This is a genomic window from Rothia sp. P13129, assembly GCF_048512865.1.
Lineage (GTDB): Bacteria > Actinomycetota > Actinomycetes > Actinomycetales > Micrococcaceae > Rothia.
Genome location: NZ_JBLXYA010000001.1, coordinates 78,804 through 105,131 on the forward strand (window position 1 = coordinate 78,804; position 26,328 = coordinate 105,131).

Genomic DNA, 26,328 nt, shown 5'->3' on the forward strand with positions numbered 1-26,328 from the left:
AGACGCTGGCTATCATCTCCCTCGGTGATAGCCAGCGTCTATATGTTTTTTTATTTCTCAATATTAGATTGAGTGTATAGCTTCAACGTTACACGGTAAATGTTGTTTGTGTGAGACGCTCATATGCTTCGATGTAACGTTCACGAGTTTTTTCGACAATGTCCTCAGGTAACGCCGGAACAGCACCCTGACCGTTCCATCCTGAAGCATCAGAGGTAAGCCAGTCTCGAATAAATTGTTTGTCAAAACTAGGTTGGTTTTGTCCTGGCTGATATTTTTCCGCATCCCAGAAGCGAGAGGAATCTGGGGTGAGTATTTCGTCTCCGAGAGTGACAGCTCCCCGATAAGAATCTAAACCAAATTCAAGCTTTGTATCAGCAATGATAATTCCACGATCTCGAGCGATTTCTTCTGCACGAGAATATATTGACAGGGTCAGTTCCTCGAGTCGATCTGCCATGGGCGCACCGATTTCTTCGTGTAATTCTTGACGAGTAATCAGTTCATCGTGTTCGCCGATTTCGGCTTTACCGGTGGGGGTAAAAATAGGAGGATTCAGAACGGAACCGTCTACGAGCCCTTCAGGTAACATCGTGTCGCCGATAGATCCTGTCTCTTGATACGTTTTAAGGCCAGAACCAGTGAGATACCCGCGGGCAATGCACTCTACCGGAAACATATTGAGAGATTTACAAATCATAGCTCGACCAGCAACCACCTCAGGTACATCGGTTGAAAGAACATGGTGAGGTACCTCGGTGAGCTGGTTAAACCACCACAAAGAAAGTTGCGTCAGAATTTTTCCCTTATCGGGAATCACCGTGGGAATCACCTGGTCAAAAGCGCTCACACGGTCGGAGGCAACAACAAGAACAGAGCCAGCACGCTGTTCGGCATCGTCTTTTATCGATAGCCCAAAAACTTCATCGTGTCCTTCAGCTGGGACATATAAGTCTCGAACTTTGCCAGCATATACGTGTCTCCACCCTGGAATCTCAAGGTGTTCCTCTTTCCAGTTCATAACGCTCCTATAGGTTGTAACGAGTCAAAGTAGGGGTAAATATGTGTGCTCATCAGGTTGTGAGGAGCATATCGATAACTATGAGTATTGTTCTGGGACGGTAATCTGCTGTTGTGAGGCAGCTAGTGCAATGTCTTGACGGTATTGGGCACCTTCCCAAGAAATACGCTGAACACCTTCATAGGCTCGTTCGCGTGCTTGGTTGAGATCATCGCCCAACCCAACGACGGCAAGAACTCGACCTCCGGAGGTCAAAATGTCCTTACCTTTTTGGGTGGTGCCCGCATGAATAACGTAGCTGTCGTCTTTGCCTTTAAGGTCGTCTAATCCCCTAATGATGTCACCTTTGCGGGGTGTTTCTGGGTAGTTTTCGGCTGCCATAACGACGTCGACGGCGTAGCGTGGGTCCCACGATAGTGTGGTGTCTTCATCAAGACGTGAACATGCTGCTGAATAAAGAAGCTGCCCTAGCGGTGTTTTCAACCGAGCAAGGACAGCTTGTGTTTCAGGGTCACCAAAACGGGCGTTGAATTCGATGACGCGAATACCGCGAGAAGTAATAACTAAACCGCAATACAGCACGCCGACGAAAGGTGTTCCACGATGTTTCATGTGGGTGATTGTTGGTTGTGCTACACGTTCCATCACGGTCTGAACAAAGTTTTTGGGAAGCCATGGGAGTGGGCTATAGGCGCCCATACCGCCGGTGTTAGCGCCACGGTCTTGGTCAAAGATACGTTTGAAGTCTTGTGCTGGTTCTAGGGGGATGCATCGTTCACCGTCAGAGATGACGAAGAGTGAGACTTCAGGTCCGTCAAGGTATTCTTCAACGACAATATGTGAGCCAGCATTAAAACAGGCTTGTGCATGGGCGAGGGCTTCTTCGCGGTGTGAGGTGACCACTACGCCTTTTCCGGCAGCAAGTCCATCATCTTTGACGACGTAGGGGGCGCCGAAGGAGTCTATTGCTTCGATGGCTTCGTCCATGGTGTGCGCAATTTTTGCCAGCGCGGTGGGAACTTGTGCCTCTGCCATGATTTCTTTAGCGAAAGCTTTTGAACCTTCGAGGGCGGCGGCTTCTTGGTCTGGCCCGAATACGGGGATGTTCTGTTGGCGTAGCGCATTTGCGACGCCGGCAACGAGTGGTGCTTCTGGTCCGATGACGACGAGGTCGATATCGAGTTGTTGTGCTAGTGCAATAACCTCTGTGGGGTTTTGTGCATCAATTGGGTAGGTAGGGATTTCTTGCGCAATTCCAGCGTTTCCAGGGGCGCTATGCACCTGAGTAACTTGTGGGTCTTTTTGAAGTGCGCGGATGATTGCATGTTCACGCCCGCCTGGGCCAAGTACCAAAACCTTCATTCTCTAAGGCTACGCGAAAAGTTCATCGTTTAGTCTCAGAATCTCTCTAATTTTCTGGAATTACAGTGTATTGAGGTTTTATGTCTTGACATTAAAACAGAAAACTTTTTCTCAGCCTTTACTCAGCATATAATGATTCTTTTGGTCTTTCCTATCTTGTGGGCGTTTCTGTTATTTTTTAGCGGCAGTCTCCTCGGGTGTTAGCTGATCGTCATTGAGTCTACGAATTATGCAATACTGGAGGGTATGCAGACATTTCATGCTCAAGACGCCGTAGAACTTGCAGTCGTTCGCCGTAGCGGGTTCGTTGAATCCCGTCATTTAGGTTCTGCTGTTTTGCTCAACGCAGATGGCTCTCCCCGTATTTCTTATGGTGATATTGATACCCCAATTTTTCCGCGCTCTGCGCTCAAACCGTTTCAAACGATTGCGTCGATGAATGCTGGTGCTGAGTTGCAAGGAACTCAGATTGCTCTTGCCTCGGGGTCCCATACGGGTTCTTTTGAGCATATGAAGGTTGCCCAGTCTATCCTCAGCGAAGCAGAGCTTGATGATAGTGCACTCCAATGCCCTTCAGTACTTCCTTCAGATCAGCCAAGTTTGAACGCTCTCATTCAGGCTGGTAAAGGGGCTCAGCGTTTAGCGTTTAACTGTTCAGGAAAACATAGTGCCTTTTTATGGGCGTGTGTTAAAAATGGGTGGGATGTTGATCGTTATCTTGATCCAGAACATCCGCTACAACAGCGTGTTATCGAAACTATTCGTCAATGCACCCAAGAGGATATCTCTACAGTAGGTGTTGACGGTTGTGGGGCGCCGTTACCTGCGCTATCTTTACGTGCCCTTGCTCGAGGATATTCTTTGCTCGGGTCAGGCATCGAAAATATTCATGCTGATGCTCGTGTTGCCACAGTAGCTACCGCCATGGTGGATTACCCTGAGTATCTTCAGGGCATAGATACTCCTTATACTCGATTGTCCGGCCTTTTAGATGCCGTTGTCAAAGGTGGAGCAGAAGGGGTTTTAGCTATTGGTTTACGCGATGGTTCATCGCTATGCATTAAGATTCTTGACGGTTCACACCGTGCTTTAGTTGTTATTGCGTTGAGTATTCTAGAACAAGCTGGACTCATTACTGCTCAGCAGCGAGCGCAGGGTATAGAGCAGTGCACTTCGCCTATTATGGGCGCTGATACTGTTGTTGGAGCTGTTGAACCGGGTGCAGCGTTACAGCAGGAGGTTTAGTCGTAGCAGATGAGCGCCCGTCGTAAGATTTCTTTAGAACAGGGAACAGCGTATATCTCTGATATTTTTCGGGTTTTTGAATCTTCAGCACCGGAGAGCACTTTTGACCAGCTACCGCGTAGTGTGAGGGCTGGGGCAGTTCGTTTTTTGTTAGAGGAATTAGCGCACAGAGTGCCGGGTAATTCTGTTGAGGTGAGGGTTCCACCTTTTGGTGTGACGCAATGTATTGAGGGTCCTCGTCATACTCGTGGGACTCCGCCTAATGTTATTGAGATGAGTCCTTATCTTTGGTGTGCTTTAGCCTGCGGTGTTCGGGATTGGGAAGAGAGTAAGACTCAGCTGAATGCTTCTGGTGTACGTGCTAATTTGCAGGATGTTTTGCCGTTGTTTCAGGGAGTTTAAGGTTTTGTTTCTTGGACTTTGACGAGGTTCTTGGGGTTTTCCTCTTAGAGTAATAGGGTCATATTTTCTGTTTTTGTATCGTGCCAGAATAGAATAGGTTTGATGAGTACTTCTACCCCACATTCTCAAGGTTCTTCTTCTCAACGCCCGCAGGAGCGTCTTGTTCAGGTGCGTCGTGCGCCTTCTTTGATTGCTTTTGGAGTCACTGGTGTCGTTGTTGGTTTGATGGTTGCCGCCGTATTAACGTTTTTTGTTGGTGGTAGTGATGAGCACACGCGGTCTTCTGTTTTTGGTGTTCTTGCCGTGTGTTCTATGGGCGTTTGTACTGCTATTTTTTTGACGATTGCTCTTATGATTGATAGGTTTACGGCTCGTCGTGCCGAGGTTGTTCGTGCTGTTGCAACCGATGAAGAGTAGTTCTTAAACGAACATATACTCAATTTTTTCTAGAAAGTGGATGTCTATAGGCTAAACTAATACCGTCTTAGCTTCTTTGGTGCACGTCACACACCTTAGATGGTTAGGTCACTATTTTGTTCGGCCCCGACCTTCGAAAAGATGGCAACATTGGTTCGTCCCGACGGTAAACTGACCCACGATCTCGACCCTATTGACCACGGCCCTAAAGATGAATGCGGAGTCTTTGGCGTCTGGGCTCCAGGAGAAGACGTAGCAAAACTCACCTACTACGGCTTATATGCGCTACAACATAGAGGCCAAGAATCTGCTGGTATTGCTACTAGCGATGGAAAACGAATTAACGTCTATAAAGATATGGGGCTGGTATCCCAAGTCTTTGATGAGCACACCCTCAACTCTATGCGAGGGCATATGGCTATTGGCCATTGTCGTTATTCCACGACTGGAGCCTCACATTGGGCCAATGCACAACCTACCCTTGGTGCAACGCCACACGGTACTCTTGCTTTAGCACACAACGGAAATATCACGAACTCTGCCGAACTCTACGACAGAGTTTTAGAAAAAAATAGTGGTGAGACACCCGAACGTGGCGAATTAGCACAAGGAAATACTACAGATACAGCTCTCGTCACAGCTCTTCTTGCGAAACATCAGCACCCTTCTCTCAAAGAAGCCGCATTAGAATTATTACCCACGCTTAAGGGCGCATTCTGCCTTGTCTTTATGGACGAGAACACCCTTTATGTGGCTCGTGACCCGCAGGGTGTGCGTCCTCTTGTTCTAGGAAAACTTCATCATGACGGTTGGGTCGTCGCTTCAGAGACAGCTGCACTAGACATTGTCGGTGCAGCTTTTGTTCGCGAAGTTTCCCCTGGAGAGTTTCTGACCATCACAGAACAGGGCGTTCAATCAGAACAATTTGCCCCTGCAGAGCCTGCTGGTTGTGTTTTTGAGTATGTCTATCTAGCGAGGCCAGATACCACGATTAATGCTCGTTCAGTATATGAGTCACGGGTAGAGATGGGTCGGCAGTTAGCACGTGAGCATCGTGTTGAAGCAGATTTAGTGATGCCTACACCGGAGTCGGGAGTTCCCGCAGCGATTGGTTATGCTGAAGAATCCGGTATTCCTTTTGGTAATGGTTTGGTCAAAAATGCTTATGTTGGGCGTACCTTTATCCAGCCATCACAGACTATTCGCCAGTTAGGTATTCGACTTAAACTCAATCCGCTACGTTCGGTGGTTGAGGGTAAACGACTCATCGTTGTTGATGATTCTATTGTGCGAGGTAATACTCAGCGTGCACTGGTACGTATGCTCAAAGAAGCTGGTGCGGCAGAGGTTCATGTCCGTATTTCTTCTCCTCCCGTCAAATGGCCTTGTTTCTACGGTATTGATTTTGCCTCTCGTGCTGAGCTCGTTGCTAATACGATGAGCGTTGAAGAAATTGGAAAATCTTTGGGTGCTGATTCTTTAGGGTATATCTCAGAAGATGGCATGATTGCAGCAACTCAACAGCAACGTAAAAATCTATGCACGGCTTGTTTTACGGGTAAGTACCCTATTGAAATTCCAGAACGTATTGGAAAAAATCTCTTTGACGCCCAAGACACCGTTGCAGGTGCTAGCGGACCATTATCCAGTTCTATTGCCGAGGTGACGGCAGAACGTCCGGTACCTCAAAAGCCTGAACGGGCTCAGGCATATTCCATTCATACTCGCCAAGGCTCAGCATCTACAGCAGCAGGCCCCGTGGTGGGTGGGTGTGCGTCACGCTGTGAGCCTGGTCCAGATTCGGAATTAGAGTCTCTTATCTTGCCCGAAGATACGATTTATCCACAAACGACAAAGGAAGACCCCCATGACCACTGATTCTTCACAGATAACGTATGCTTCTGCTGGTGTAGATGTTGAAGCTGGCGACCGTGCTGTTGAACTGATGAAAGACGCGGTTAAAGCTACTCATAGTTCTGCAGTGGTAGGGGGTGTCGGTGGTTTTGCAGGTCTTTTCGACCTCAGCGTGTTGAAAGACTATCGCACACCGTATCTTGCAACCTCAACAGATGGTGTTGGCACCAAAGTTGCTATTGCTCAGGCTTTAGATATTCACCATACGATTGGCCATGATCTTGTGGGTATGGTGGTCGACGATATTGTTGTCACCGGCGCTAAACCTCTGTTCATGACTGATTATATTGCAACGGGTAAGGTTGTTCCTGAGCGTATTGCAGATATTGTTCGCGGCATTGCTGAGGGGTGTGCTCTGGCAAAAACCGCCCTTGTAGGTGGTGAAACAGCTGAGCATCCTGGTCTGTTAGGCGAACATGAATACGATGTGGCAGGAGCCGCTACAGGCATTGTTGAGTCAGATGAATTACTTGGCCCAGACCGTGTTCAGGATGGAGATGTTCTTATCGCCATGGCGTCTTCAGGAATTCATTCGAATGGTTATTCTCTAGTACGTAAAGTAGTAGAGCATTCTGAGTTCACCCTAGAAAGCCATATTCCAGAGTTGGGACGGACTCTCGGTGAAGAATTGCTCGAACCGACGCGTATCTACACCGCAGCATGTTTAGAGCTCTTAGAGAAGTTCCCTGTCAATGGTGAAGACGGTCGTACGGGTCAGGGTATTCGCGCTTTTTCTCATGTAACAGGTGGCGGTTTAGCCGCTAATCTGGCACGCGTATTACCGCAAGGATTGATTGGGCTAGTCGATCGTTCTACGTGGGAGGTTCCCGCAATTTTCCGTTTGGTTGAACGTCTTGGTTCGGTCCCTCTGGCAGATATGGAAAGAACCCTCAATATGGGTGTGGGCATGGTTGCGGTTGTTTCATCTCAGGTTGCTGATGAGGTTGTTTTTTCTGCCTCAGAACAAGGCATAAGTTCTTGGATTTTAGGTGAGGTTCGTAAGGATGACGGCTCTTACTCATCGTGCGAGAATTATATTCAAGGAGCTAAGGGTGTCGATGGTGGCGCTGCTCTTTTGTCGAAGACGTATCTTTAGCTCAACAGGGTGAAGAGTAAAGCTCTTCTTCTCGTCTTATAAGGGGAGAAGAAGAGCTTTATTGTGTAGCTGAGTAGTACCATTCACCAAGATGTTTTAGGTGCGTTTGCGTATAAAAAAGTAGTGTACCCCGAGGGGCACACTACTTTTTTATTGTCTCAAAATGACTAATCGAGAAGATTAGTCTTCATCAACATAATCGTCAGAATACTTGTCGAGGTATTCTGAGTAGTCGTCCTCATCATATTGATGACCGGATGACTTTCTGGATGAGTTATTTTTGGCACCACTGAGCTCGCGTTCGAGCGCAGAGTAATCGGTCTCGGGGCTGTAGTATTTCATCTCCCGAGCCTGCCGTGTTGCTTTAGCCTTTTGACGGCCGCGCCCCATGGCGTGACCCCCTCTTTATCCATCGTGTCCGGTGGGCCAAGTGTGTAAGCACACAGGTAGCCCCGGAATCCTCTTACAGTCTTTCCTGCTTAAGGGTACATGTTTTTTATTAGCTGTGCTTAATTCGTATCCCTTTGAGAGGAAATTAGTGACGATATTTACTCTTAAAACCGTGAAAGGACACCATTTCTCTCTAGAGAATCTCAAAAAATGTTTTCCAGATTACATATCGTTACGATTCTTCTGTACCACAATGGGGGTTCTTCACGGTCACATCAGTTGAGCGAGAGCAGCAGCCACGTCACTACGCCACATATACGTTGCTTTGCGATCGGCGCGTGTCGGCCCACCATTAATAATTCCTAAAGGCTTCTGGTCTTTACGGGCTTCAAGAGCAAATTTATATCCGCTCATCACTGCTAGTGAACTGCCCACAACAAGTACAGAACGGCAATCACGGTACATCTGCCAAGCTTGTGCTTTTCGTTGGGCAGGCACGTTCTCGCCAAAATATACAACATCAGGTTTGAGGAAAGTCTGTTGGCAGTTCACACAGCCAACCATCTGAAAGTCAGAAATAAGTTCATCGCTCAGTGACACATCGCCGTCAGGGTTCACTTGGAGGTTCTGATCTTCGAGACGTTCTAGGTACCCGTAATTTTTCTCCTCAATGCGGAGGTCTAACTCGGCACGATGTTCACGTTTGTGGCAGATAAGGCATACGACGTACTCTAAGTCACCGTGAAGAGCGAGAACGTTCCGTGATCCTGCACGCCGGTGTAATCCATCAACGTTTTGAGTGATAATACCTGCCAGTTGCGAGCGCTCTTCAAGTTTTGTGAGTAGGTAGTGTGCTGCGTTAGGTTCAGCTCGTCGCATTTTGCGCCAGCCTACGTAGGAGCGGGCCCAGTATCGTTGACGTGCTTCGTCATCGTAGCGGAATTCTTGGTATGTCATCGGGCGGTGGTTTTTCAAAGAGCCGCTTTCTCCGCGGTAGTCGGGGATTCCTGAGGCTGTGGAAACACCGGCTCCGGTGAGAACGAGGACTTGTCCTTCGTGTAATAGATGCTCAATTCCTTCACGGGCGTATTGAGTGTCGTGGGCGGGAATTTCGTTTTCAACGATACGTGCGATGGAGCGTAGTGCTGATTGATGTGCGCGAGCAATTTCGGGGTGGTTGGTGAGCTCAATGTTGGAACTGTACATCGAAGAGCGGGAGGAGGATTCAAAGTTCACTCTCTTATTATCGAGGATAGCTCTGGTGCAGGGTAGTATTCGTTGCCGTGAGAGTGTTCTCGTTCTTCTTGTCGTGGGGTTTTAACGACGTGTTGCCACCCCTTGCGGGGGTGGCAACATCATCGAAAGGGGCACCTAAGGGGTTTTTATCGGATGGATTCTAGGTGCAGAGTCTTTGGCTCTTGGTCGGTAACATCCACATGGACGGTGTCTCCTTCGTGGATATCGCCGGCAAGTATGCCCTGAGCTAAGCGGTTTCCGAGCTCTGTTTGAACGAGGCGGCGAAGTGGTCGGGCGCCGTAGGCGGGGTCGTATCCGTTGGTGCCTAACCATTGGATGGCGTTTTCGCTCACGTCGAGGCTGATACGCTTATCTTCTAGGCGGTGTGCCATTGATTGTATTTGTAGTAGCACGATCTTTCCGAGGTCTTCTTCACTCAGTGGGTCGAACATGATGATGTTATCCAACCGGTTGAGGAACTCAGGTTTGAAAGAAGCGTTGACGACGTTCATGACAGCTTTGCTTCGGTCTTCTTGACTTTGCGTTGAGTCAATTAAGAATTGAGATCCCAAGTTTGAGGTCAAGATGAGGATAACGTTTCGGAAGTCCACGGTGCGGCCTTGTCCGTCTGTTAGACGTCCATCGTCGAGAACTTGAAGGAGGATGTCGAACACTTCTGGATGAGCTTTCTCTACCTCATCGAGCAGTACAACAGAGTACGGGCGACGGCGTACTGCTTCGGTGAGTTGTCCGCCTTCTTCGTATCCGACGTATCCGGGAGGAGCTCCGACTAGTCGTGATACAGCATGCTTTTCAGCGTATTCAGACATGTCGATGCGAATCAGCGCGCGTTCGTCGTCAAATTGGAATTGTGCAAGTGATTTGGCGAGCTCTGTTTTACCTACACCGGTTGGGCCTAAGAAAAGGAACGAACCGATGGGGCGGTCAGGGTCGCTAATACCAGCACGTGAACGGCGTACCGCGTCAGCAACAGCTTGAACGGCTTGGTGTTGTCCGATGAGGCGTTTGCCGAGTTCGCTTTCCATGTTGAGTAGTTTTTCGCTTTCGCCTTGGAGCATTTTCCCTGCGGGGATACCTGTCCATGCGCTGATGACTTCGGCGATGTCTTCTGCTGTGACTTCTTCTGAAATCATAGATTCTTCGCGGACTCGGTCTTCTGCTTGTTGAGCATCAGTTAGTTCTTTTTCGAGGGCAGGAATTTCCCCGTAAAGAAGGCGTGATGCTTCGGCCAAGTTTCCTTCACGTTGGGCGACTTCGGCACGGGAGCGTAGCTCGTCGATGCTATTTTTGATGTCTCCGACGCGGTTCAGACCGGCTTTCTCTGCTTCCCAGCGCATATTGAGTTCGCGGAGTTCTTCTTGCTTATCTGCCATATCAGCTCGTAGCGCTTCGAGGCGTTCTTTGGAGGCCTCGTCTTTTTCTTTGGCTAGGGCAAGTTCTTCCATGGTCATACGGTCTACGGCTCTGCGTAAAGCGTCAATCTCTTCTGGAGCTGAGTCAATTTCCATACGTAACCGTGATGCGGCTTCGTCGATGAGGTCGATGGCCTTATCTGGTAATTGGCGTGATGGGATATAGCGTTGCGAGAGGTTTGCGGCGGCAACGAGTGCGGAGTCTGCGATGGCTACTTTGTGGTGTGCTTCGTAGCGTTCTTTGAGTCCGCGCAAGATACCGATGGTGTCTTCGACGCTGGGTTCGCCTACGTATACTTGCTGGAATCGGCGTTCTAAGGCAGCGTCTTTTTCGATGTTCTGGCGGTACTCGTCTAGGGTGGTTGCACCGATGAGTCGAAGTTCTCCGCGAGCAAGCATAGGTTTGAGCATGTTTCCGGCGTCCATGGACCCTTCAGATGCTCCGGCGCCGACGACAGTATGTATTTCGTCGATGAAAGTGATGATTTGGCCTTGGGAGTTTTTGATTTCGTCAAGAACTGCTTTGAGTCGTTCTTCAAATTCTCCACGATATTTTGCTCCTGCGACCATGGATCCTAGGTCGAGGGAGATGAGTGTCTTTCCGCGTAAAGATTCGGGGACGTCTCCTGAGACCATGCGTTGTGCAAGTCCTTCAACGACTGCGGTTTTTCCGACGCCAGGTTCACCGATGAGTACGGGGTTATTTTTAGTGCGTCGTGAGAGTACTTGTACGACTCGTCGTATTTCGCTGTCGCGTCCGATGACGGGGTCGAGTTTTCCGCTTCGTGCTATGGCTGTGAGGTCTGTTCCGTACTTTTCAAGAGCTTGAAAAGTTCCTTCGGGGTTTGGAGTATCCACTTTTTTACCTCCTCGTATGTTGGGGATGATTCCTTCAATGGTTTGTGCTGTAGCTCCGTTATTTTTTAGGAGTGTGGCTGCGGCGTTTTGTCCCTGAGCGATTCCTAGCAAGATGATTTCTGTAGAGATATAGCTATCTCCAAGTTTTTGCGCTTGCGTTTGGGCATTTTCTAGTGCGTGGAGAACGTCTTGGCTTATTTGGGGTTTTGCAACTGTTGCTCCAGAAGTTGTGGGAAGAGTTTTAATCTGTGCGGAGACTTTTTCAGATAGTTCGTCGAGGTTTACCCCTGCAACTTTAAGTGTTGCTGCGGCGAGGCTCTGGCGAGTATCTAGCATCGCTTTTAGTAGATGTTCTGGCTCTATTGATGGGTTTTTGAGAGTTTGAGCGTAGCTATTTGCTTGGTTGAGCAGTTCTTCTGATGCGCTTGTTAATTGCATGTTCATATAGTGTCCTTTCTGTGTCGTGTGCTGTTTTATGGTGTCCGAGCACTCCATTAACGATGCCCGATTCAACTAACTTGAGTCTATAACGCTCAACTTAGTTTATGCAATACTTCCCAGAAAAAACGTTTTAAAAATATTTACAGATACAAAAGACTATGATTCAAGAAACTCATAGTCGCTAGACTCGCGAGCCATCCGCTCTTCATCTTCTTCGGTAATACCCGCACTCAGTTTCGCAGAACGCCGGCAATAATTCAGCGCAAGAAAAAAGACTGCGAAGGCACTCACAAAAGTCAGGATTCCAGCAGTGTTACCAAAACCAGCAGCCAATCCAACGTAGTGTTCGCCAAATATTTGAGAGAGCGCAGAGATTGTTTTCCCATCACGCCGATCAGGACACAACACCCCAAAGGCAAAAGCCCAAAACCACGTAAGGCAATGCATATAAGCTAAAGACACAGGCAAGGAACGCCCATTTGAATACCTACAAGCGTCACGATAACCCCAATAACACCCGCACAGCAGAATAACCAAAAGACTAGGGGTGATACTTATAGCAAAAATCCACGTCAGTTCGCCTTGCGCACCAAAAAGGATTCTCCCAAAGCTAACCCATAAGGCGCTCAAGAAAGCACCAGGCACAGAGAGCCTATATACGAGACGCCCAAAAACGCTCTGATGCCTTATCAAAGTATTCTCATTGGAGGGTGTTATAGTCACTATTCCATGTTAAAACACACAGCCCTCAAAGACGAACAACTCATGGTGCAACACACTTCAAGGCAACCTCCGATAGAGTAAACGTATGAGCGATACACAATATCTAACACCACCCGAAGCTGTTTTCTTTGACCACGATGGGACGCTTGTAGACACCGAACCCATCTGGGAACAAGCCAAGCAAGCAATAGCACAAGAACATCACGCTTTTTGGACGGCACAAGATACCGCCGATTGCTTAGGAAAATCTATTGACGCTTCTTTGATTCGATTACAAGAAAACGGCGTACCTCTAGAGCTTCAAGAGATGAAAGCAGAGCTTCAGAAGCAGGCTGAAACAATTTTAGAGACTCATGCCATTTCTTTAATTCCTGGAATACCAGAGGTTCTTCAAGAACTTCGCAAGGCGAACATTCCCGTTGGCATTGTCACCAATGCCATCACTCAAGTAGCAGAGCATACTGCCAGCTTATCCCCCGAAACTTTTTCAGTAATTATTGGTGATCAACAAGTTACCAACCCAAAGCCACACCCTGAGCCTTATCTACAGGCCGCAAAGCAACTCGGCGTTAATCCTCAGCGTTGCGTGGCGGTGGAAGACTCTCCTTCAGGTGTTCAAAGCGCACTATCTGCAGGCATGAAAGTTATTATTGTCCCAGGTGAGATAGATGTTATTGAAACCAAAGGGACGACTAAGGTTAGCCATACTAACCTATCTCTTAAGGACATCCTTATTTTGAGTAATTCATAATAAGGCTTGCAAGAGCCTTCTATTCTTGATATATTCGTAATAACGAAGCGTTGGAAATCCCACATTTATCCAACACTTCACAGAACATCACAAATACACAGGAAGGCAACAACAATGGCAAACACTGCATCATTTACCGTACCAGGAATCACCGAAAACTCAGGACATCAGGTCGGAGAACTCCTCCAGATGCGCCTCCACGCAATGAACGACCTCCAACTCGTACTCAAACACGCTCACTGGAACGTTGTCGGACCATCTTTCATCGGCGTTCACGAAATGATTGACCCACAGGTATCCCTCGTACGCACCTACGCAGATGACATTGCAGAACGCATGGCAACTCTCGGAGTAGCACCTAACGGACTAGCCGGAGACCTCACCGAACAGCGCACCTGGGAAGAATACCCCCTCGGCCGCGCTAAGGCACTTGATCACCTCCGCGCACTCAACGAGGTATACACCCGCATCATTGAAGACCACCGCGTAGCCATCGCAAAGGTCGCAGACATCGACCCCGTCACCGAAGATTTGCTCATCTCTCAGACCGCAGAACTCGAAAAATTCCAGTGGTTCGTACGAGCACACCTCGAAGACGGCGAAGGCAACCTCGTCTAAGGTCTAAAGCACCTCTCTAGAGAGAAACCTAACAACCGGCTGTACACCATAAAAACTTATGGTGTACAGCCGGTCTCTCGTTATAAGGTAAAAACCATGGAGCAAGAACAGCACGAACCAACACCCCAAGAGATCAAACGCTGGAGACGATACCTCGCTGAAGAAATATCTGAAGCAAAAATCTACGCGTCCTTAGCACAACGATCACAAGGCACCGAAGCTGAAATCCTCCACGAAGTCGCCACCGCAGAACAACGTCACCAAAACCATTGGAGACAGCTCCTAGGAGCACATGCAGAACCCACACCACGCCCCTCTATTAGTGCGCATATCCTCGAATTCTTAGCAAAACACTGCGGAACCGTCTTCGTCCTCGCACTAGCTCAACGTGCAGAACAACGCTCCCCCTACGCCCACGACCCCCACGCAACCGAAGCCATGGCAGCAGATGAAGCTGTACATGAAGAAATAGTCCGAGCATTATCTACCGCCGGACGTGAAAAACTATCAGGTAATTTTCGTGCAGCTGTCTTTGGAGCTAACGACGGACTCGTCTCTAACGTCGCCCTCATCATGGGAATTGGAGCCAGTGGAGCCAGCTCAGAGTTTATTCTCCTCTCCGGCATTGCAGGACTACTAGCCGGAGCCCTATCCATGGCAGCAGGAGAATTCGTCTCCGTCAGATCTCAACGAGAATTACTCGACGCCTCAAACCCCACCCAAATCACCCTCAGCGTCGCAGACCAACTCGATATCAACCAAAATGAACTCAAACTCATCTATAAAGCACGAGGAATGAGCGAAGAAGCCGCAACGCACCGAGCACAAGAACGCTTCGGACAATTCTCTTGCGACTGTGACCCATCATTGTCCTACCAAGAAAACAGCAATACCCCATCAACAGAATCACACACCACAGCCCTCGGCACAGATATTGGAGCGGCAGCAGCATCCTTCTCATTCTTCGCCTCTGGTGCACTCATCCCCATACTCCCCTACGTCTTCGGAGCATCCGGAACATTCGCAGTCTTCCTATCGTTACTTCTCGTATCCACAGCCTTAGGCATTACGGGAGGAATTGTCGGACTACTCTCAGGTGCTTCCCCCCTCAAAAGAGGACTACGACAAATCGCCATCGGACTATCTGCTGCAACCATCACCTACATATTAGGCCTACTATTTGGCACCGGAGTCGCCTAATCACCCCCCCACCAAAACGATACCCACCTTATGAGCTAAGCGCTCCAGAGTCTTTGAGCGACTGCACATTAGCTCTCCATAATGCTCGCTGAATCAAAAGCATCACAATTCCAGCAACACACATTCCTAAAACATTAATTACCAGTTGAGCAGCAGAGCCCACCATCTCTTCGGAAGAACCAATAGCAATTCCTAAGGCAAGATTCCCCACCGCTGGAATCGTCGTCACCGAAATAAAGACACCAATAAGCGCACTAGATTGGTGGGTGTCTAAAGCCCAAACACCCACTGCACCAGCAAGAACCGCAACCAAAAAAGACCAAATATTAGGACGCCAAATAAAACCGGTCTGAGGCCGTGCCCCTAACACATCCAATGGTGTAAAAAGCCCCAGATAAAGAGCAATACACGCTAACAACGTAACCACTACAGTTGCTAATAAATATCCGCCCCATAAAGTGCACAAACTCCGCACAATTAAAGAACGTTCCTTAAAAGCGACCCCTGTACACAAAGCAGCCACCGGAGCAAAGTCAGGGCCAACAACCATCGCACCCACCACCAAAATAGCGGAATCCGTCAAAACAGCAATCGCAGCAAGAATCACAGCAACAACAATAAATACCCCATAGGTGAGGCTAAAAAAACTTGAATTCTGGGCTTGTGCGAGCTGATTAGCCCACATTAAAGTATTCCGTTCATGCCGAGTCAGCATCGAAGAATCCTGAATGCCAACAGGGCGAATCTCTTGAATACTCACATCCGAATATTCAGAAAGCAACTCTAAACAGTTCTCCAAAGCCTCTTCTGAAATACACCATTCAATCACATCTTGAGCATCATCTTGAACCGCTCCAGAACGAACCCTCAGCTGAGATACCTCAGCAATCGCATGAAGCCGCCGAAAGACTTCTGTACTCATACGGGGAGAAACATCAACACGTAATTGCATTATTCCCATATATTCCACCTACTTTTCGTGAAGGCACCTCTCTGCGGATAGCGCAACGCCCCTGTGCCCACTATATAAAATATATGGTCAGCACAAGGGCGTTTCACACTATCGCACAATAATGTTCACAAAAGAACTAGTCGTGTTTGACTTCCTCAATATATGCGTCTGGATCAAACGGAACATATTCTTGGTTAGGGGCAACACGGGATTCACGCTCATCAAGCTTTGAACCAAGAATACGGTTCATAATCAACGCAATAGCACCATCACCAGTCACGTTAGTTGCTGTTCCAAAAGAATCAAGAGCAATATACGTTGCAATCATCAAAGCAACCTGTTGATCATTGAAACCAAGCATAGACTGCAAAATGCCAACAGCTGCCATAATAGCGCCACCGGGCACACCCGGCGCTGCAACCATCACAATACCGAGCATGCACACAAAACCAATCCACTGGCCCGTAGTCACATCAATATGCTGAGTGAAAGCAATAGCAATAGCAAAAGCTGTAATCTTTGAAGTAGAACCAGCGAGGTGAATTGTGGCGCACAAAGGAATAACGAAGTTTGCAATAGGATGACGAACACCGTTTTTAAGCGTCTGACGAAGCGTCACCGGAATCGTCGCCGCAGAAGAAGACGTACCTAACGCTGTCAAATACGCGTCTTTCATCGTCCATACAGCGGTCAAAGGGTTTTTACCAGAAATAGCTCCGGCAATACCGTATTGGGTACCTAAAATAACAACTTCAAGAAGAAGTACCAGCACAACAACAACTGCCAAGGTTGAGATGACTTGAGCAGCTTCACCAGAAGCACTCAAGTTCAAGAAAATACCAAAAATGTGTAATGGCAAAAGTGGAATAATAACGCGCATAATCAGAGCGTTAATAATTTCTCTAAATTCTAGAAAACCACGGCGCAACACTCCACGAGGAACAATAGAAAGCCCGATACCAATAACAAACGCAAGGATGAGAGCCGTCATGACACCAAACGGTGGAGGCATCTGAATAGTGAAGTAACCAGAAGCCGCAGATAGCGTTTCTTCAGTAGCAGTAACGTTGCTAAAGGTGGAGGTATCGATAAGTTTGGGGTACACCAACAAAGCAACAACAACCGTCAAGAAACCGGCAAACAAAGTAGAAGAATATGCCAAGGCAGCGGTTAAACCTAGCCATTTTCCCGCGCCTCGACCCAAATCACCGATAGCAGGAACAACAAGTCCAATAATAATCAGAGGAATAGAGAACGATAAAAATTGAGAAAAAATATCGTTATACGTATAAAAAATCCGAGAAATTTCTTCAGGAAGTAATTGGCCAAAAATCAGACCAAAGACTATTGCAAGAATAACCCAAGGTAAGATTCCATATTTTTTGAGCAGAGACATAAGCTTCATTCAGTTTAAGACGAGTATTGTCTCCAAAATCTTCCCACTAGTTCGTACAGCTTCCAGACAACACACTGCATATTCACCAGTTCTGTGGTTCAACTAACGAAGATTATGGGGTACACCGCGTAAAATCTCCGTAATCTTCATCCCTCCCCACAATTCCTCCACATCACAAAACCCCTAGAGCACACGCACCTTATCGATGAATATACGCTAGGGGTTTTGGTTCAAGACGGGAAGTGAAATTCTATAGGGATATTTCTACTTCCCCTAAGACTCTTACCATTTTTATGACTGAGCAAAAATCTCACGCATCAGCTCAGCAGCCTCAGACGGGGTTTTACCCACTTTGACGCCCGCGGCTTCAAGAGCTTCTTTCTTAGCTTGCGCTGTTCCAGAAGAACCAGAGACAATAGCTCCAGCATGGCCCATTGTTTTACCTTCTGGAGCGGTGAAACCTGCAACATAACCTACGACAGGTTTTGTGACGTGTTCTTTGATGAACTCTGCAGCGCGTTCTTCAGCGTCACCGCCAATTTCACCAATCATCACGATTGCTTCAGTCTCAGGGTCAGTTTCAAAGGCTTCTAACGCATCGATATGTGTTGTACCGATGATGGGGTCACCGCCAATACCGATACAGGTTGTGAACCCAATGTCACGTAGCTCAAACATCATCTGGTATGTCAAAGTACCGGACTTTGATACAAGACCGATTTTTCCTTTTCCGGTGATGTTTGCGGGAGTAATACCCACCAAAGATTCTTCAGGGGTGATAATACCGGGGCAGTTTGGTCCAATGATTCGAGTCACCATCTTGCCGTTTCCATCAACAGAGTTCTTCGCATGTGCCCAGAATTCTGCAGCATCCTGCACCGGAATACCTTCAGTAATAACCACAACTAACGGCATTTTTGCGTCAATAGCTTCAATGACTGCGTCTTTAGAAAAAGCTGGAGGAACAAAAATTACGGATACGTCTGCGCCCGTTTTTTCCATAGCTTCAGCAACAGTGCCAAATACTGTTAGTTCAATATTTTCGCCCTGTGCGTTCTGATGCGAAACGGTGCTTCCTGCTTTGCGGGCGTTAACGCCACCGACAATATGAGTACCAGCAGCAAGCATACGAGCGGTATGTTTCGACCCTTCAGCGCCGGTGATACCCTGAACGATGACTTTTGAGTCTTTGTTCAAAAAGATAGACATGTCTTATGTACCTTCTAAGAGTTCTGTGTTTGAGATGATGCGTAGGCAAGTTCTGCGGCACGAGCTGCGCCGGAGTCCATGGTTTCTTCTTGATACACAAGAGGGTGGTTAGCTTCTGCGAGGATACGTCGTCCTGCTTCAACGTTATTTCCATCAAGACGTACGACTAAAGGCTTAGTCGCAGAATCGCCAAGAATTTCCAAAGCACGTACAATACCCTCAGCCACAGCGTCACAAGAGGTGATACCGCCAAAGACGTTGACGAAGACAGATGAAACTTGTTCATCACCGAGAATGATATCTAGTCCAGCTGCCATTACTTCAGCTGATGCACCGCCACCGATGTCTAAGAAGTTTGCAGGTTTGACATTTCCGTATTGTTCGCCAGCATATGCCACTACGTCCAAAGTCGACATCACAAGACCAGCACCATTACCGATAACGCCGACTTCGCCGTCGAGTTTAACGTAGTTGAGGTCGTGTTTTTTAGCTTCTGCTTCAAGGGGATTTTCTGCGGTTTTGTCGGCTAACCCTTGGTGTTCTGGTTGGCGGAACTCTGCGTTATCGTCAAGAGAAACTTTTCCGTCGAGAGCTAGAATTTTTCCGTCTTCGGTTCTTACCAGTGGGTTTACTTCAACGAGAGTTGCATCTTCTTTTTCAAAGACAGCGCCAAGTTGAGTCAACACTTCTGCGACAGGGGTTTGTAGCTCTTGGGAGAATCCAGCAGTTTTAACAATGTTGTGTGCGGTGTCTAGGTCGAGACCAGTTGTGGGGTTGACCTCAACTTTAGCAAGCGCCTCGGGGCGTTCTTTCGCTAGCTGCTCAATTTCCATACCGCCTTCAACGGAGCACATCGCGAGGTATGTTCTATTGGCGCGGTCAAGGAGAAGAGAGAAATAGTATTCTTCTGCGATTTGTGCCCCTTGCGCAATCATGACGCGTTCAACGCGGTGACCTTTAATATCCATCCCGAGGATGTTTTGGGCGTGGGTGTATGCTTCTTCTGGGGTTTTTGCAACTTTGACGCCACCGGCTTTGCCGCGCCCGCCAACTTTTACCTGTGCTTTGACGACGGTTACTCCGCCAATTTTTTCGGCTGCTGCTTTTGCTTCTTCAGGTGTTGTCGCGACGATGCCTTCAAGCACGGGCACTCCGTGCTTTTCAAACATGTCGCGTGCCTGGTATTCAAACAGATCCACTAGATTCCTTCTTCGTTGAAGTAGTGCTGGCAGTGATGCATGCCAGCGTTCTTTCTTCTTGGATATTGTTTCTACCCCACTAAAGAGAGGTAGAGCACAATATCTTCTTCAAGACACTTTAGCTCAAAGGAGGAATAGATGCAGGTCTATGCGACAAGAACCCCTATTTTCTTCTTAAAACCTTGGCTTTGACTAGTAGATAATCAATTCTTAACTTTTTCAATAGTGTCAAGTAACGTCACTAAGAATGGTGCTGTTGTAGAAGAACGTGGAACCATCAGATATTCAAAACGGTCTATACGCCACAACATGAGTTCAGCTTCGCCCACGTTACAACGCCACCCCATACCAATATCAAATAGTTCTGGTGTAGCGTCATCTTCAAAAGTGACACAGCGGGCAAGCACTTCAGGAGCTTCTTCACCAGATAGCTCAATAACAGTTCTATTGGCAGATACGTCGAGGACAAGCCCCGGTTCTGAGCCGAGGGCACGATCTAGGGCACGCCCCAATTTTATGGGGTCTACGTGAGTAGCGATGAGGAAGGTATCCTCATGAACCCACAGAGCCGCCACAATTTGTCGTGTACCGTAAAGGATCTCTCGTGCTTGAGAATCCCCCGTAACTTCACCGCGATGACGAGGAAAGTCGATGCCAAGCACCTGAGACATGCGTGCCGCAGCAACAGAGTCTGGTGCAACTTGAATACGTACCAATGTTAACGACGAAATTTCTCGAACCTGCACGCTCGTATCGCTTACAGCATTCATTGCTTCGGTGAATTCAGAAGCAACAGAAGGCACAGTATCTCGTTCAGGCATCAGTAATCCTCCACAATGACGGTGAAAACTCACCCCTATTTTATCGGTATTCTTCACGGCGTATCGTCAAACCAACAATCGCACCGAAGATTATGCACACAGCTAATAAATTACCTAAAGTTTCTTTAACGGCGCATAGCGCAAGAGGAGGCGTTTTTCTTCTGAACCAAAACGCACCTTTGCAACGGTTTTATCTCCGCTTCCTTCTAAGGCAACAACTTTTCCTTGACCAAAACTTTGGTGCAAAACCTCTTCCCCAACGGTTAGTTGAGGTATTTCTTTACGCGGCTGAACACGAGAGACGTTGACGTGACGAGCCGCTTCACGAAGTCCAGTACCCGAGCTCTTGTGAAGCCCTGTTCCAAGAGCTTCCGTGCGAGGGTGAGAGGAGGTGGTAGACACGGCGTTGAAGCCTTTTCGAGCCCATTCAATAAGGTCTTCAGGAATCTCTTCAATAAAAGGAGAGGGAGGGTTCATCTGACTTTGACCCCAAAGCGAACGACTCTGCGCGCGTGTAATATACAGTTTCTGCCGCGCTCGTGTCAGACCGACGTACGCTAGTCGGCGTTCTTCGCTCATTTCTCCTTCATCGGTCATCGCCCGCTGGTGTGGAAAGATTCCGTATTCCATTCCAGTCAAGAACACCACCGGAAATTCTAGGCCTTTAGCAGTGTGCAAAGTCATCAACGTAATGACTCCTTGCGCGCGTGCTTGTGCTACTTCTTCAGCAATTTTTTGGGCACTTGCGGCCTGTTCGTCTGTGTTTTCTGGGGCGGCCGGTATTTGGTCAGCATCTGCTACGAGAGCAACGTGTTCGAGGAAATCCGCCAGAGATGCCTCGGGGTTATCGTGTTCGAAGTCTTGGACTGCTTCAACTAACGCGGAGAGGTTCTCAACACGGGATTCGTCTTGGATGTCTTGGGATTCTCGTAGTGATTGTAAGTATCCGCTTTGTTCTAGTACAGCTTCTAAGCAGTTTGCTGGAGAGGAGGATTGAACAAGCGTTGAGAGGTCTTGGATGAGTTGTACAAAAGAGGCAATTTTTTTCTGTGCAGCTGCACCGAGTCCTGATATTTCTGAGCATTGGGTGAGAGCTTGCATGAAGGAGCAATTTTGACGGAGTGCATAATCAGCCACGAGGCCTTCACTCTTTGCGCCAATACCACGTTTAGGGACGTTGAGAATACGGCGAGTGTTCACATCGTCATCAGCGTTGACCATAATTCTTAGGTAGCTTAGAACGTCTTTAATTTCTTTGCGTTCGTAGAAGCGTGTACCGCCAACGACTCGATAGGGCAAGCCTTCTCTCATCAGGGCTTCTTCTAAGATACGAGATTGCGCATTGGTTCGGTAGAAAATTGCGACGTCTCCGGGACGTATCCCGTGTGATTCGTAAAGACGATCAATCTCAGCTGCAATATATCGCCCTTCACCATGCTCATTTTCGGCAACATATCCAACAATTTTTTCGCCTTCTCCAGAGGCTGTCCAAAGTTTTTTGGGGCGTCGGTCTTTATTTTTTTCGATAACGGCGTTAGCTGCCGAGAGGATATTCTGTGTTGAACGGTAGTTCTGTTCAAGCATGATGGTTCGAGCGGAGGGATAGTCTTGTTCGAAATCGATAATATTGCGAATATCGGCTCCACGAAACGCGTAGATGGACTGGTCAGAGTCACCGACGACGGTGAGTTCTGCTTCGTTTTTGCCGACGAGTTCTCGTACGAGAGCGTATTGTGCGTGGTTAGTATCTTGGTACTCGTCCACCAAAATATGTTTGAAACGTGTTCGATAGTATTGAGCGACTTCTGGAACTGTTCGTAGAAGATGCACGGTCTTTGAGATGAGGTCGTCGAAGTCTAGGGCGTGAGCTGCTTGGAGTCGCTGTGTGTACCCGTTATAGACTTGTGAAACTGCCCGGTCAAAGGGGTTCGCGGGGTTCATCGTCGTTTGAAAATCATAAGCTGTGATGAGCTCATTTTTTAGTTGACTAATCCGTGAGGCAATCGCTTTAGGCGCTATTTTTTGAGTATCTATTGCATAGTTTTTAGCTAAAGTGGTGATGAGTCTCAGCGAGTCTGCAGAATCATAGATAGAGAACGTCGTCTTCATATCTAGGTGGGATGCTTCTTTACGTAAGACTCTCACACAGAAGCTGTGGAACGTAGAAATCCACATACGGCGCGCAGATTCTCCGACAAGTTCGATAATTCTCTCACGCATTTCGGCGGCGGCTTTGTTGGTGAAGGTGATCGCAAGAATTTCACTTTCATAGGCTCGGCCCGTTGCCAGCAAGTAGGCAATGCGATGAGTCAAGACACGAGTTTTTCCTGAGCCAGCACCGGCAACAATCAGAAGCGGTTTCCCTTGATGGATAACAGCTTCATGTTGTTGTTTGTTAAGACCTTCTAGAAGATGATGGGCTCGGTGATGCCCTGGGGCAGGTTTACGATGAGAGGTTTCAACACCGTATCCACCACTTTGGTAGGACGGTGGCAGGAAATCTAACTCTGCAATATCTTGAGGTACGTCAAGGTTAGGAGTAGGTTCTTCAGTCGGTTCCCAGAGGGGCTCGTCGAAGATGGGTTCTTCGTATGTAAAGATGACAGGCTCCTCTAGGTGCGGAGCTGGAGCAGCATGTTTTTTGGTGTGTTTCTTCGTGCCAGGAGTTAGGCTCTCATCATCAAATAAGTATTCCATCGTGTGAACCAGTCTATCTCGTACACGTGTTCGATGAAAATAGGTAGATTCTTATGATGTTGCGAATATCCGTTAAAGATTCAATAAACCGCCTTGAGCTGAGCTCATTCACGCACATGGTGTGTCAATACTTCATCCGTAGAGAAGTTTCTTTGTGCCCTCGAATGGATTCGAACCATCGACACCCGCTTTAGGAGAGCGGTGCTCTATCCCCTGAGCTACGAGGGCCAAACTTTATTTAATTATTCCTGCTAAGGGACACACTATACCAACAAATTCTTAGGTGAACTACAGGTTCTTTTTCTTCTTACGGAAAATCATCTGAGCGACGACTAGACCGATGACGATGCCGATACCGCCGGTGATAGAAACCCACATGGCAGCGTTGCCAAGGCTCAGCGCCATGAGTAGACCAATGAGAACACCGGGGACTCCTCCGGCAATCATTCCAACTGCCATGTAGGTAAATTCTTGGTCAGAACCGTTGCTGGGGCTTTCAAACTGAGTAGACATAGTCCTATCTTAGCGTGGATATAGAAATGCGACCCCTGCTGGTCGTACGAGGGTCGCATCACCCGAATAAAATATTCGGTGAGATTTCCTAGATCAGGAAAAGTTATGAATTGTTCACCCAGTAGATGACCAGAGGTGAACTCATAATATTCATGTAGGAGGGGAACATTATAACTGTTCCCCTCACTAGCATGAATATGTAATTTTTAGAGGCCTGCGTAGGTGTAGTAGCCGGAGACAGGCATGAGTCCGCCACCGTCAACAGCGGTGAGCTGAGTACCCTGAGACGGGTTGAGAGCGGAAATCATCTGACCGTTACCGACGTAGATACCCACGTGTGCGAAGCCGTTAGTGAAGACGATGTCGCCTGGCTGTGGGTAAGCAGTAGGAACAAGCTGACCAACCATTGCGTAGGTGTAAGGGGTCAAGTTGATGCCTGCACGTGCGTAAACGTTAGATACGAAGCCGGAGCAGTCCCAAGCTTTGTAGGAGCGTCCACCCCAGATGTATGCACCGCCGATTCCATCGTATGCAGAAGCAAGAACCTGAGCGCGTACGCCTGCAACATTAGTTGCAGAAGACTGTACAGCAAGACGAGGTGCTGGAGCAGGTGCAGGTGCTGGAGCAGGTGCAGGTGCTGGTGCAGCGGCTGGAGCTGGCGCTGCAACGGGTGCAGGTGCTGGAGCAGGTGCAGCTTCTACAGCTGGCGCAGGAGTGCTTTCAACGGTAGCGCCCCAAGTGGTGATGTTCTCGTAAGAAACTTCAGGAGTGGTGTAAGTAGTAAGGGTTGCTGAGTAATCAACAGGAGCAACGGTGTTTGCTACACCGAATGCGTTAGCAGGTGCAATAGAGCCTGCTAGAGCGGCACCAGCAACAACAGCGATACCTGCGTTGCGTGCGATGTTAGATTTCTTTGGTGCCATGTGGCGTGCAGTGTTAGCCATGTTTATTTTCCTCCATTGCCTCACGAGGTAAGCTGTCGGGTTCGAGTAGAAGGTTCACTCGGTTACTGATATTCCAGTAACTTCACCCCTAGGGCTCTTCATCTAAGAACCCAAAAGGATGGGTCCCCCGCTTCTGCCAAGCATGTCATGATGTTTTCGTTACCTCAGTGTGAACAGTGGCAGAACTAGGCGATCTGTTCTGAGGGTGCCTCTCCGACCAGTGATTGGCACGTTGAAAACACTACTACACCTTCAACTCAAATGTCACGTTTTGGTTACGAAAACATGTTTTTGTCTCACGAGGCGAGCCCACAAAAACACATTAAAGCCACGGTAAATCATGTGGTATTTTTTCTTTTCTTGCTCTAAAAACCTATTTTCTAGTGCAAACAAAGGCTTTAAGGGTTTATGCAACACAGGAGAACCAACATTAAAAAGGTCACGAAATGATTAAAAAAATATACGAGGTATGTCTCACACCCGTGTCCTTTTCGTGACTTTTGCCCCAGATAGACCCCTCGAAGCATCGTCAGCACCAAAAAATAAAGGCTCAACAAGCTACCTGCCAACAGCAACAAGAGCCATAGAGAAGCATTAAAAAGTTGAGGTGGGGTACCCTCCACAGGAGTACCCCACCTCAACCAGATAAAAAGCTTCCACATATTCGGACAAATCCAAGGAGGCTCTTACCGATAAGAAGTTCAACCACTCATCAGTATCCTGCCTTGTATCAAAAGGTGCTCAGCGTTCTCCAAAAGATATCTACCGCTTGACGATAATCGCTTCAGCAACATCCGCAGAAAGTGTCACTTCCTGATCCTCACCATCAGCACGGACAATAACAGCCCCTTGTGGTGCAGATGCGATAGAAACCGTAGCACCATAAATAATGCCCGCATCCCCTAGACGACTCATCAATTCAACGTCAGTTTGAATAAACTCGGGGAAACGAGAAATCGTGAAACGATCTTCTACACGAGAATCTTTAGCCGCAATACTCATAGAGACAGTGCGTTCATCGTTATTTTCGCTCTTCGCTCCCAGCTCTTCAAGACCAGGAATAGCATTTCCATACGGAGAAAATTTTGGATTATTGAGGAGCTCAACTAAGCGACGTTCAACACGCTCACTCATTACGTGTTCCCAACGGCAAGCTTCCTCATGGATATACGCAATGTCTAAGCCGATGATATCGGCTAACAAACGCTCTGCAAGACGATGTTTACGCATCACTTCCACAGCCTTTTTACGACCCTGCTCTGTTAATTTCAAAGAGCGGTCAGAAGAAACCTCGACAAGACCATGTTTCTCGATGCGAGCAACAGTCTGCGAAACGGTTGGGCCAGAGTGTTCTAAACGCTCTGCAATACGAGCGCGCATAGGGACGATGCCCTCTTCTTCTAGTTCAAGAATAGTCCGTAGATACATCTCAGTAGTATCAATTAGGTCAGTCATATGTCCTAACTCCCTTCTCTGGCGCCAAACCAGTG

Annotated in this window: 23 protein-coding genes, 1 tRNA gene and 1 riboswitch; of the genes, 8 read left to right on the top strand and 16 right to left on the bottom strand. The window is 48.0% G+C overall.

The genetic code is table 11. The features are described from left to right. Window positions 1-88 precede the first annotated feature (88 nt). Both ACN081_RS00370 and purD read right to left on the bottom strand, forming a co-directional pair. Window positions 89-1,021, bottom strand: a complete 933-nt coding sequence (locus ACN081_RS00370) for a phosphoribosylaminoimidazolesuccinocarboxamide synthase (RefSeq protein WP_419106606.1) — start codon at window positions 1,019-1,021, stop codon at window positions 89-91. Between the two features lie 78 nt (window positions 1,022-1,099). After that, window positions 1,100-2,383, bottom strand: coding sequence for a phosphoribosylamine--glycine ligase (purD, locus tag ACN081_RS00375; RefSeq protein ID WP_419106607.1), 1,284 nt, complete (start codon window positions 2,381-2,383; stop codon window positions 1,100-1,102). A 246-nt stretch (window positions 2,384-2,629) separates the two neighbouring features. On the opposite strand from purD, the gene ACN081_RS00380 reads away from it, so the two are divergent. The 5 genes from ACN081_RS00380 (at window position 2,630) to purM (ending at window position 7,457) form a co-directional block, all read left to right on the top strand. Then, entirely contained in the window at window positions 2,630-3,628 is a 999-nt protein-coding gene (locus ACN081_RS00380; RefSeq protein WP_419106608.1) for an asparaginase, read from the top strand. Window positions 3,629-3,637: 9 nt separating this feature from the next. Beyond that, window positions 3,638-4,030: a sterol carrier family protein gene (locus tag ACN081_RS00385; RefSeq protein ID WP_419106609.1), complete on the top strand. Its 393-nt coding sequence runs from the start codon at window positions 3,638-3,640 to the stop codon at window positions 4,028-4,030. Between the two features lie 102 nt (window positions 4,031-4,132). Beyond that, a complete protein-coding gene (locus tag ACN081_RS00390) occupies window positions 4,133-4,447 on the top strand; it encodes a hypothetical protein (protein ID WP_419102672.1) in 315 nt (104 codons plus the stop codon). A gap of 150 nt (window positions 4,448-4,597) precedes the next feature. Then, complete coding sequence (gene purF, locus ACN081_RS00395; RefSeq protein ID WP_419102829.1) at window positions 4,598-6,325, top strand: amidophosphoribosyltransferase; 1,728 nt, start codon at window positions 4,598-4,600, stop codon at window positions 6,323-6,325. Continuing rightward, complete coding sequence (gene purM, locus ACN081_RS00400) at window positions 6,315-7,457, top strand: phosphoribosylformylglycinamidine cyclo-ligase (RefSeq protein WP_419106610.1); 1,143 nt, start codon at window positions 6,315-6,317, stop codon at window positions 7,455-7,457. Before purF ends, purM begins: the two co-directional genes overlap by 11 nt. A gap of 180 nt (window positions 7,458-7,637) precedes the next feature. On the opposite strand, the gene ACN081_RS00405 is transcribed toward purM, so the two are convergent. The 4 genes from ACN081_RS00405 to ACN081_RS00420 form a co-directional block, all read right to left on the bottom strand. Then, window positions 7,638-7,847 (bottom strand): DUF3073 domain-containing protein, encoded by a 210-nt coding sequence (locus ACN081_RS00405; RefSeq protein WP_419100997.1) that lies wholly within the window; start codon window positions 7,845-7,847, stop codon window positions 7,638-7,640. Window positions 7,848-8,117: 270 nt separating this feature from the next. After that, complete coding sequence (locus ACN081_RS00410) at window positions 8,118-9,053, bottom strand: Sir2 family NAD-dependent protein deacetylase (RefSeq protein WP_419106777.1); 936 nt, start codon at window positions 9,051-9,053, stop codon at window positions 8,118-8,120. Window positions 9,054-9,229: 176 nt separating this feature from the next. Further along, window positions 9,230-11,818, bottom strand: coding sequence for an ATP-dependent chaperone ClpB (clpB, locus tag ACN081_RS00415; RefSeq protein WP_419106611.1), 2,589 nt, complete (start codon window positions 11,816-11,818; stop codon window positions 9,230-9,232). Window positions 11,819-11,971: 153 nt separating this feature from the next. Then, window positions 11,972-12,538, bottom strand: a complete 567-nt coding sequence (locus tag ACN081_RS00420; protein WP_419106612.1) for a hypothetical protein — start codon at window positions 12,536-12,538, stop codon at window positions 11,972-11,974. A gap of 85 nt (window positions 12,539-12,623) precedes the next feature. Between ACN081_RS00420 and ACN081_RS00425 the strand changes: the two genes are divergently transcribed. The 3 genes from ACN081_RS00425 to ACN081_RS00435 all read left to right on the top strand — a co-directional run bounded on the left by ACN081_RS00425 (window position 12,624) and on the right by ACN081_RS00435 (window position 15,107). After that, window positions 12,624-13,289 (top strand): HAD family hydrolase, encoded by a 666-nt coding sequence (locus ACN081_RS00425; RefSeq protein ID WP_419106613.1) that lies wholly within the window; start codon window positions 12,624-12,626, stop codon window positions 13,287-13,289. Between the two features lie 114 nt (window positions 13,290-13,403). After that, on the top strand, window positions 13,404-13,907 hold the full coding sequence (locus ACN081_RS00430; RefSeq protein WP_419101001.1) for a Dps family protein: 504 nt from the start codon (window positions 13,404-13,406) through the stop codon (window positions 13,905-13,907). Window positions 13,908-14,003: 96 nt separating this feature from the next. After that, on the top strand, window positions 14,004-15,107 hold the full coding sequence (locus ACN081_RS00435; RefSeq protein WP_419106614.1) for a VIT1/CCC1 transporter family protein: 1,104 nt from the start codon (window positions 14,004-14,006) through the stop codon (window positions 15,105-15,107). 28 nt (window positions 15,108-15,135) lie between these two features. On the opposite strand, the gene ACN081_RS00440 is transcribed toward ACN081_RS00435, so the two are convergent. The 10 genes from ACN081_RS00440 to ACN081_RS00485 form a co-directional block, all read right to left on the bottom strand. Then, a complete protein-coding gene (locus ACN081_RS00440; RefSeq protein ID WP_419106615.1) occupies window positions 15,136-16,068 on the bottom strand; it encodes a DUF389 domain-containing protein in 933 nt (310 codons plus the stop codon). Window positions 16,069-16,195: 127 nt separating this feature from the next. Continuing rightward, window positions 16,196-17,455 (bottom strand): dicarboxylate/amino acid:cation symporter, encoded by a 1,260-nt coding sequence (locus tag ACN081_RS00445; protein ID WP_419106616.1) that lies wholly within the window; start codon window positions 17,453-17,455, stop codon window positions 16,196-16,198. Window positions 17,456-17,746: 291 nt separating this feature from the next. Next, complete coding sequence (gene sucD / locus ACN081_RS00450; protein WP_419106617.1) at window positions 17,747-18,664, bottom strand: succinate--CoA ligase subunit alpha; 918 nt, start codon at window positions 18,662-18,664, stop codon at window positions 17,747-17,749. A gap of 14 nt (window positions 18,665-18,678) precedes the next feature. Further along, the gene (sucC, locus tag ACN081_RS00455) at window positions 18,679-19,863 is read right to left on the bottom strand and encodes an ADP-forming succinate--CoA ligase subunit beta (protein ID WP_419102682.1); all 1,185 of its coding nucleotides are present in this window, start codon (window positions 19,861-19,863) and stop codon (window positions 18,679-18,681) included. A gap of 203 nt (window positions 19,864-20,066) precedes the next feature. Next, entirely contained in the window at window positions 20,067-20,684 is a 618-nt protein-coding gene (locus ACN081_RS00460; RefSeq protein ID WP_419101007.1) for a hypothetical protein, read from the bottom strand. Between the two features lie 114 nt (window positions 20,685-20,798). Next, window positions 20,799-23,381 carry a DNA helicase PcrA gene (pcrA, locus tag ACN081_RS00465; protein WP_419106618.1) on the bottom strand — a complete coding sequence of 861 codons (2,583 nt, stop codon included), beginning with the start codon at window positions 23,379-23,381 and terminating at the stop codon, window positions 20,799-20,801. A 155-nt stretch (window positions 23,382-23,536) separates the two neighbouring features. Next, a tRNA-Arg gene (locus ACN081_RS00470) sits at window positions 23,537-23,609 on the bottom strand. A 60-nt stretch (window positions 23,610-23,669) separates the two neighbouring features. Then, window positions 23,670-23,894: a hypothetical protein gene (locus tag ACN081_RS00475; RefSeq protein ID WP_419102684.1), complete on the bottom strand. Its 225-nt coding sequence runs from the start codon at window positions 23,892-23,894 to the stop codon at window positions 23,670-23,672. A gap of 206 nt (window positions 23,895-24,100) precedes the next feature. Then, entirely contained in the window at window positions 24,101-24,838 is a 738-nt protein-coding gene (locus ACN081_RS00480; protein ID WP_419106619.1) for a C40 family peptidase, read from the bottom strand. A 3-nt stretch (window positions 24,839-24,841) separates the two neighbouring features. Then, window positions 24,842-24,999: riboswitch (cyclic di-AMP (ydaO/yuaA leader) on the bottom strand. Between the two features lie 601 nt (window positions 25,000-25,600). Beyond that, window positions 25,601-26,293, bottom strand: a complete 693-nt coding sequence (locus ACN081_RS00485) for a metal-dependent transcriptional regulator (RefSeq protein WP_419102686.1) — start codon at window positions 26,291-26,293, stop codon at window positions 25,601-25,603. Between the last annotated feature and the right edge of the window lie 35 nt (window positions 26,294-26,328).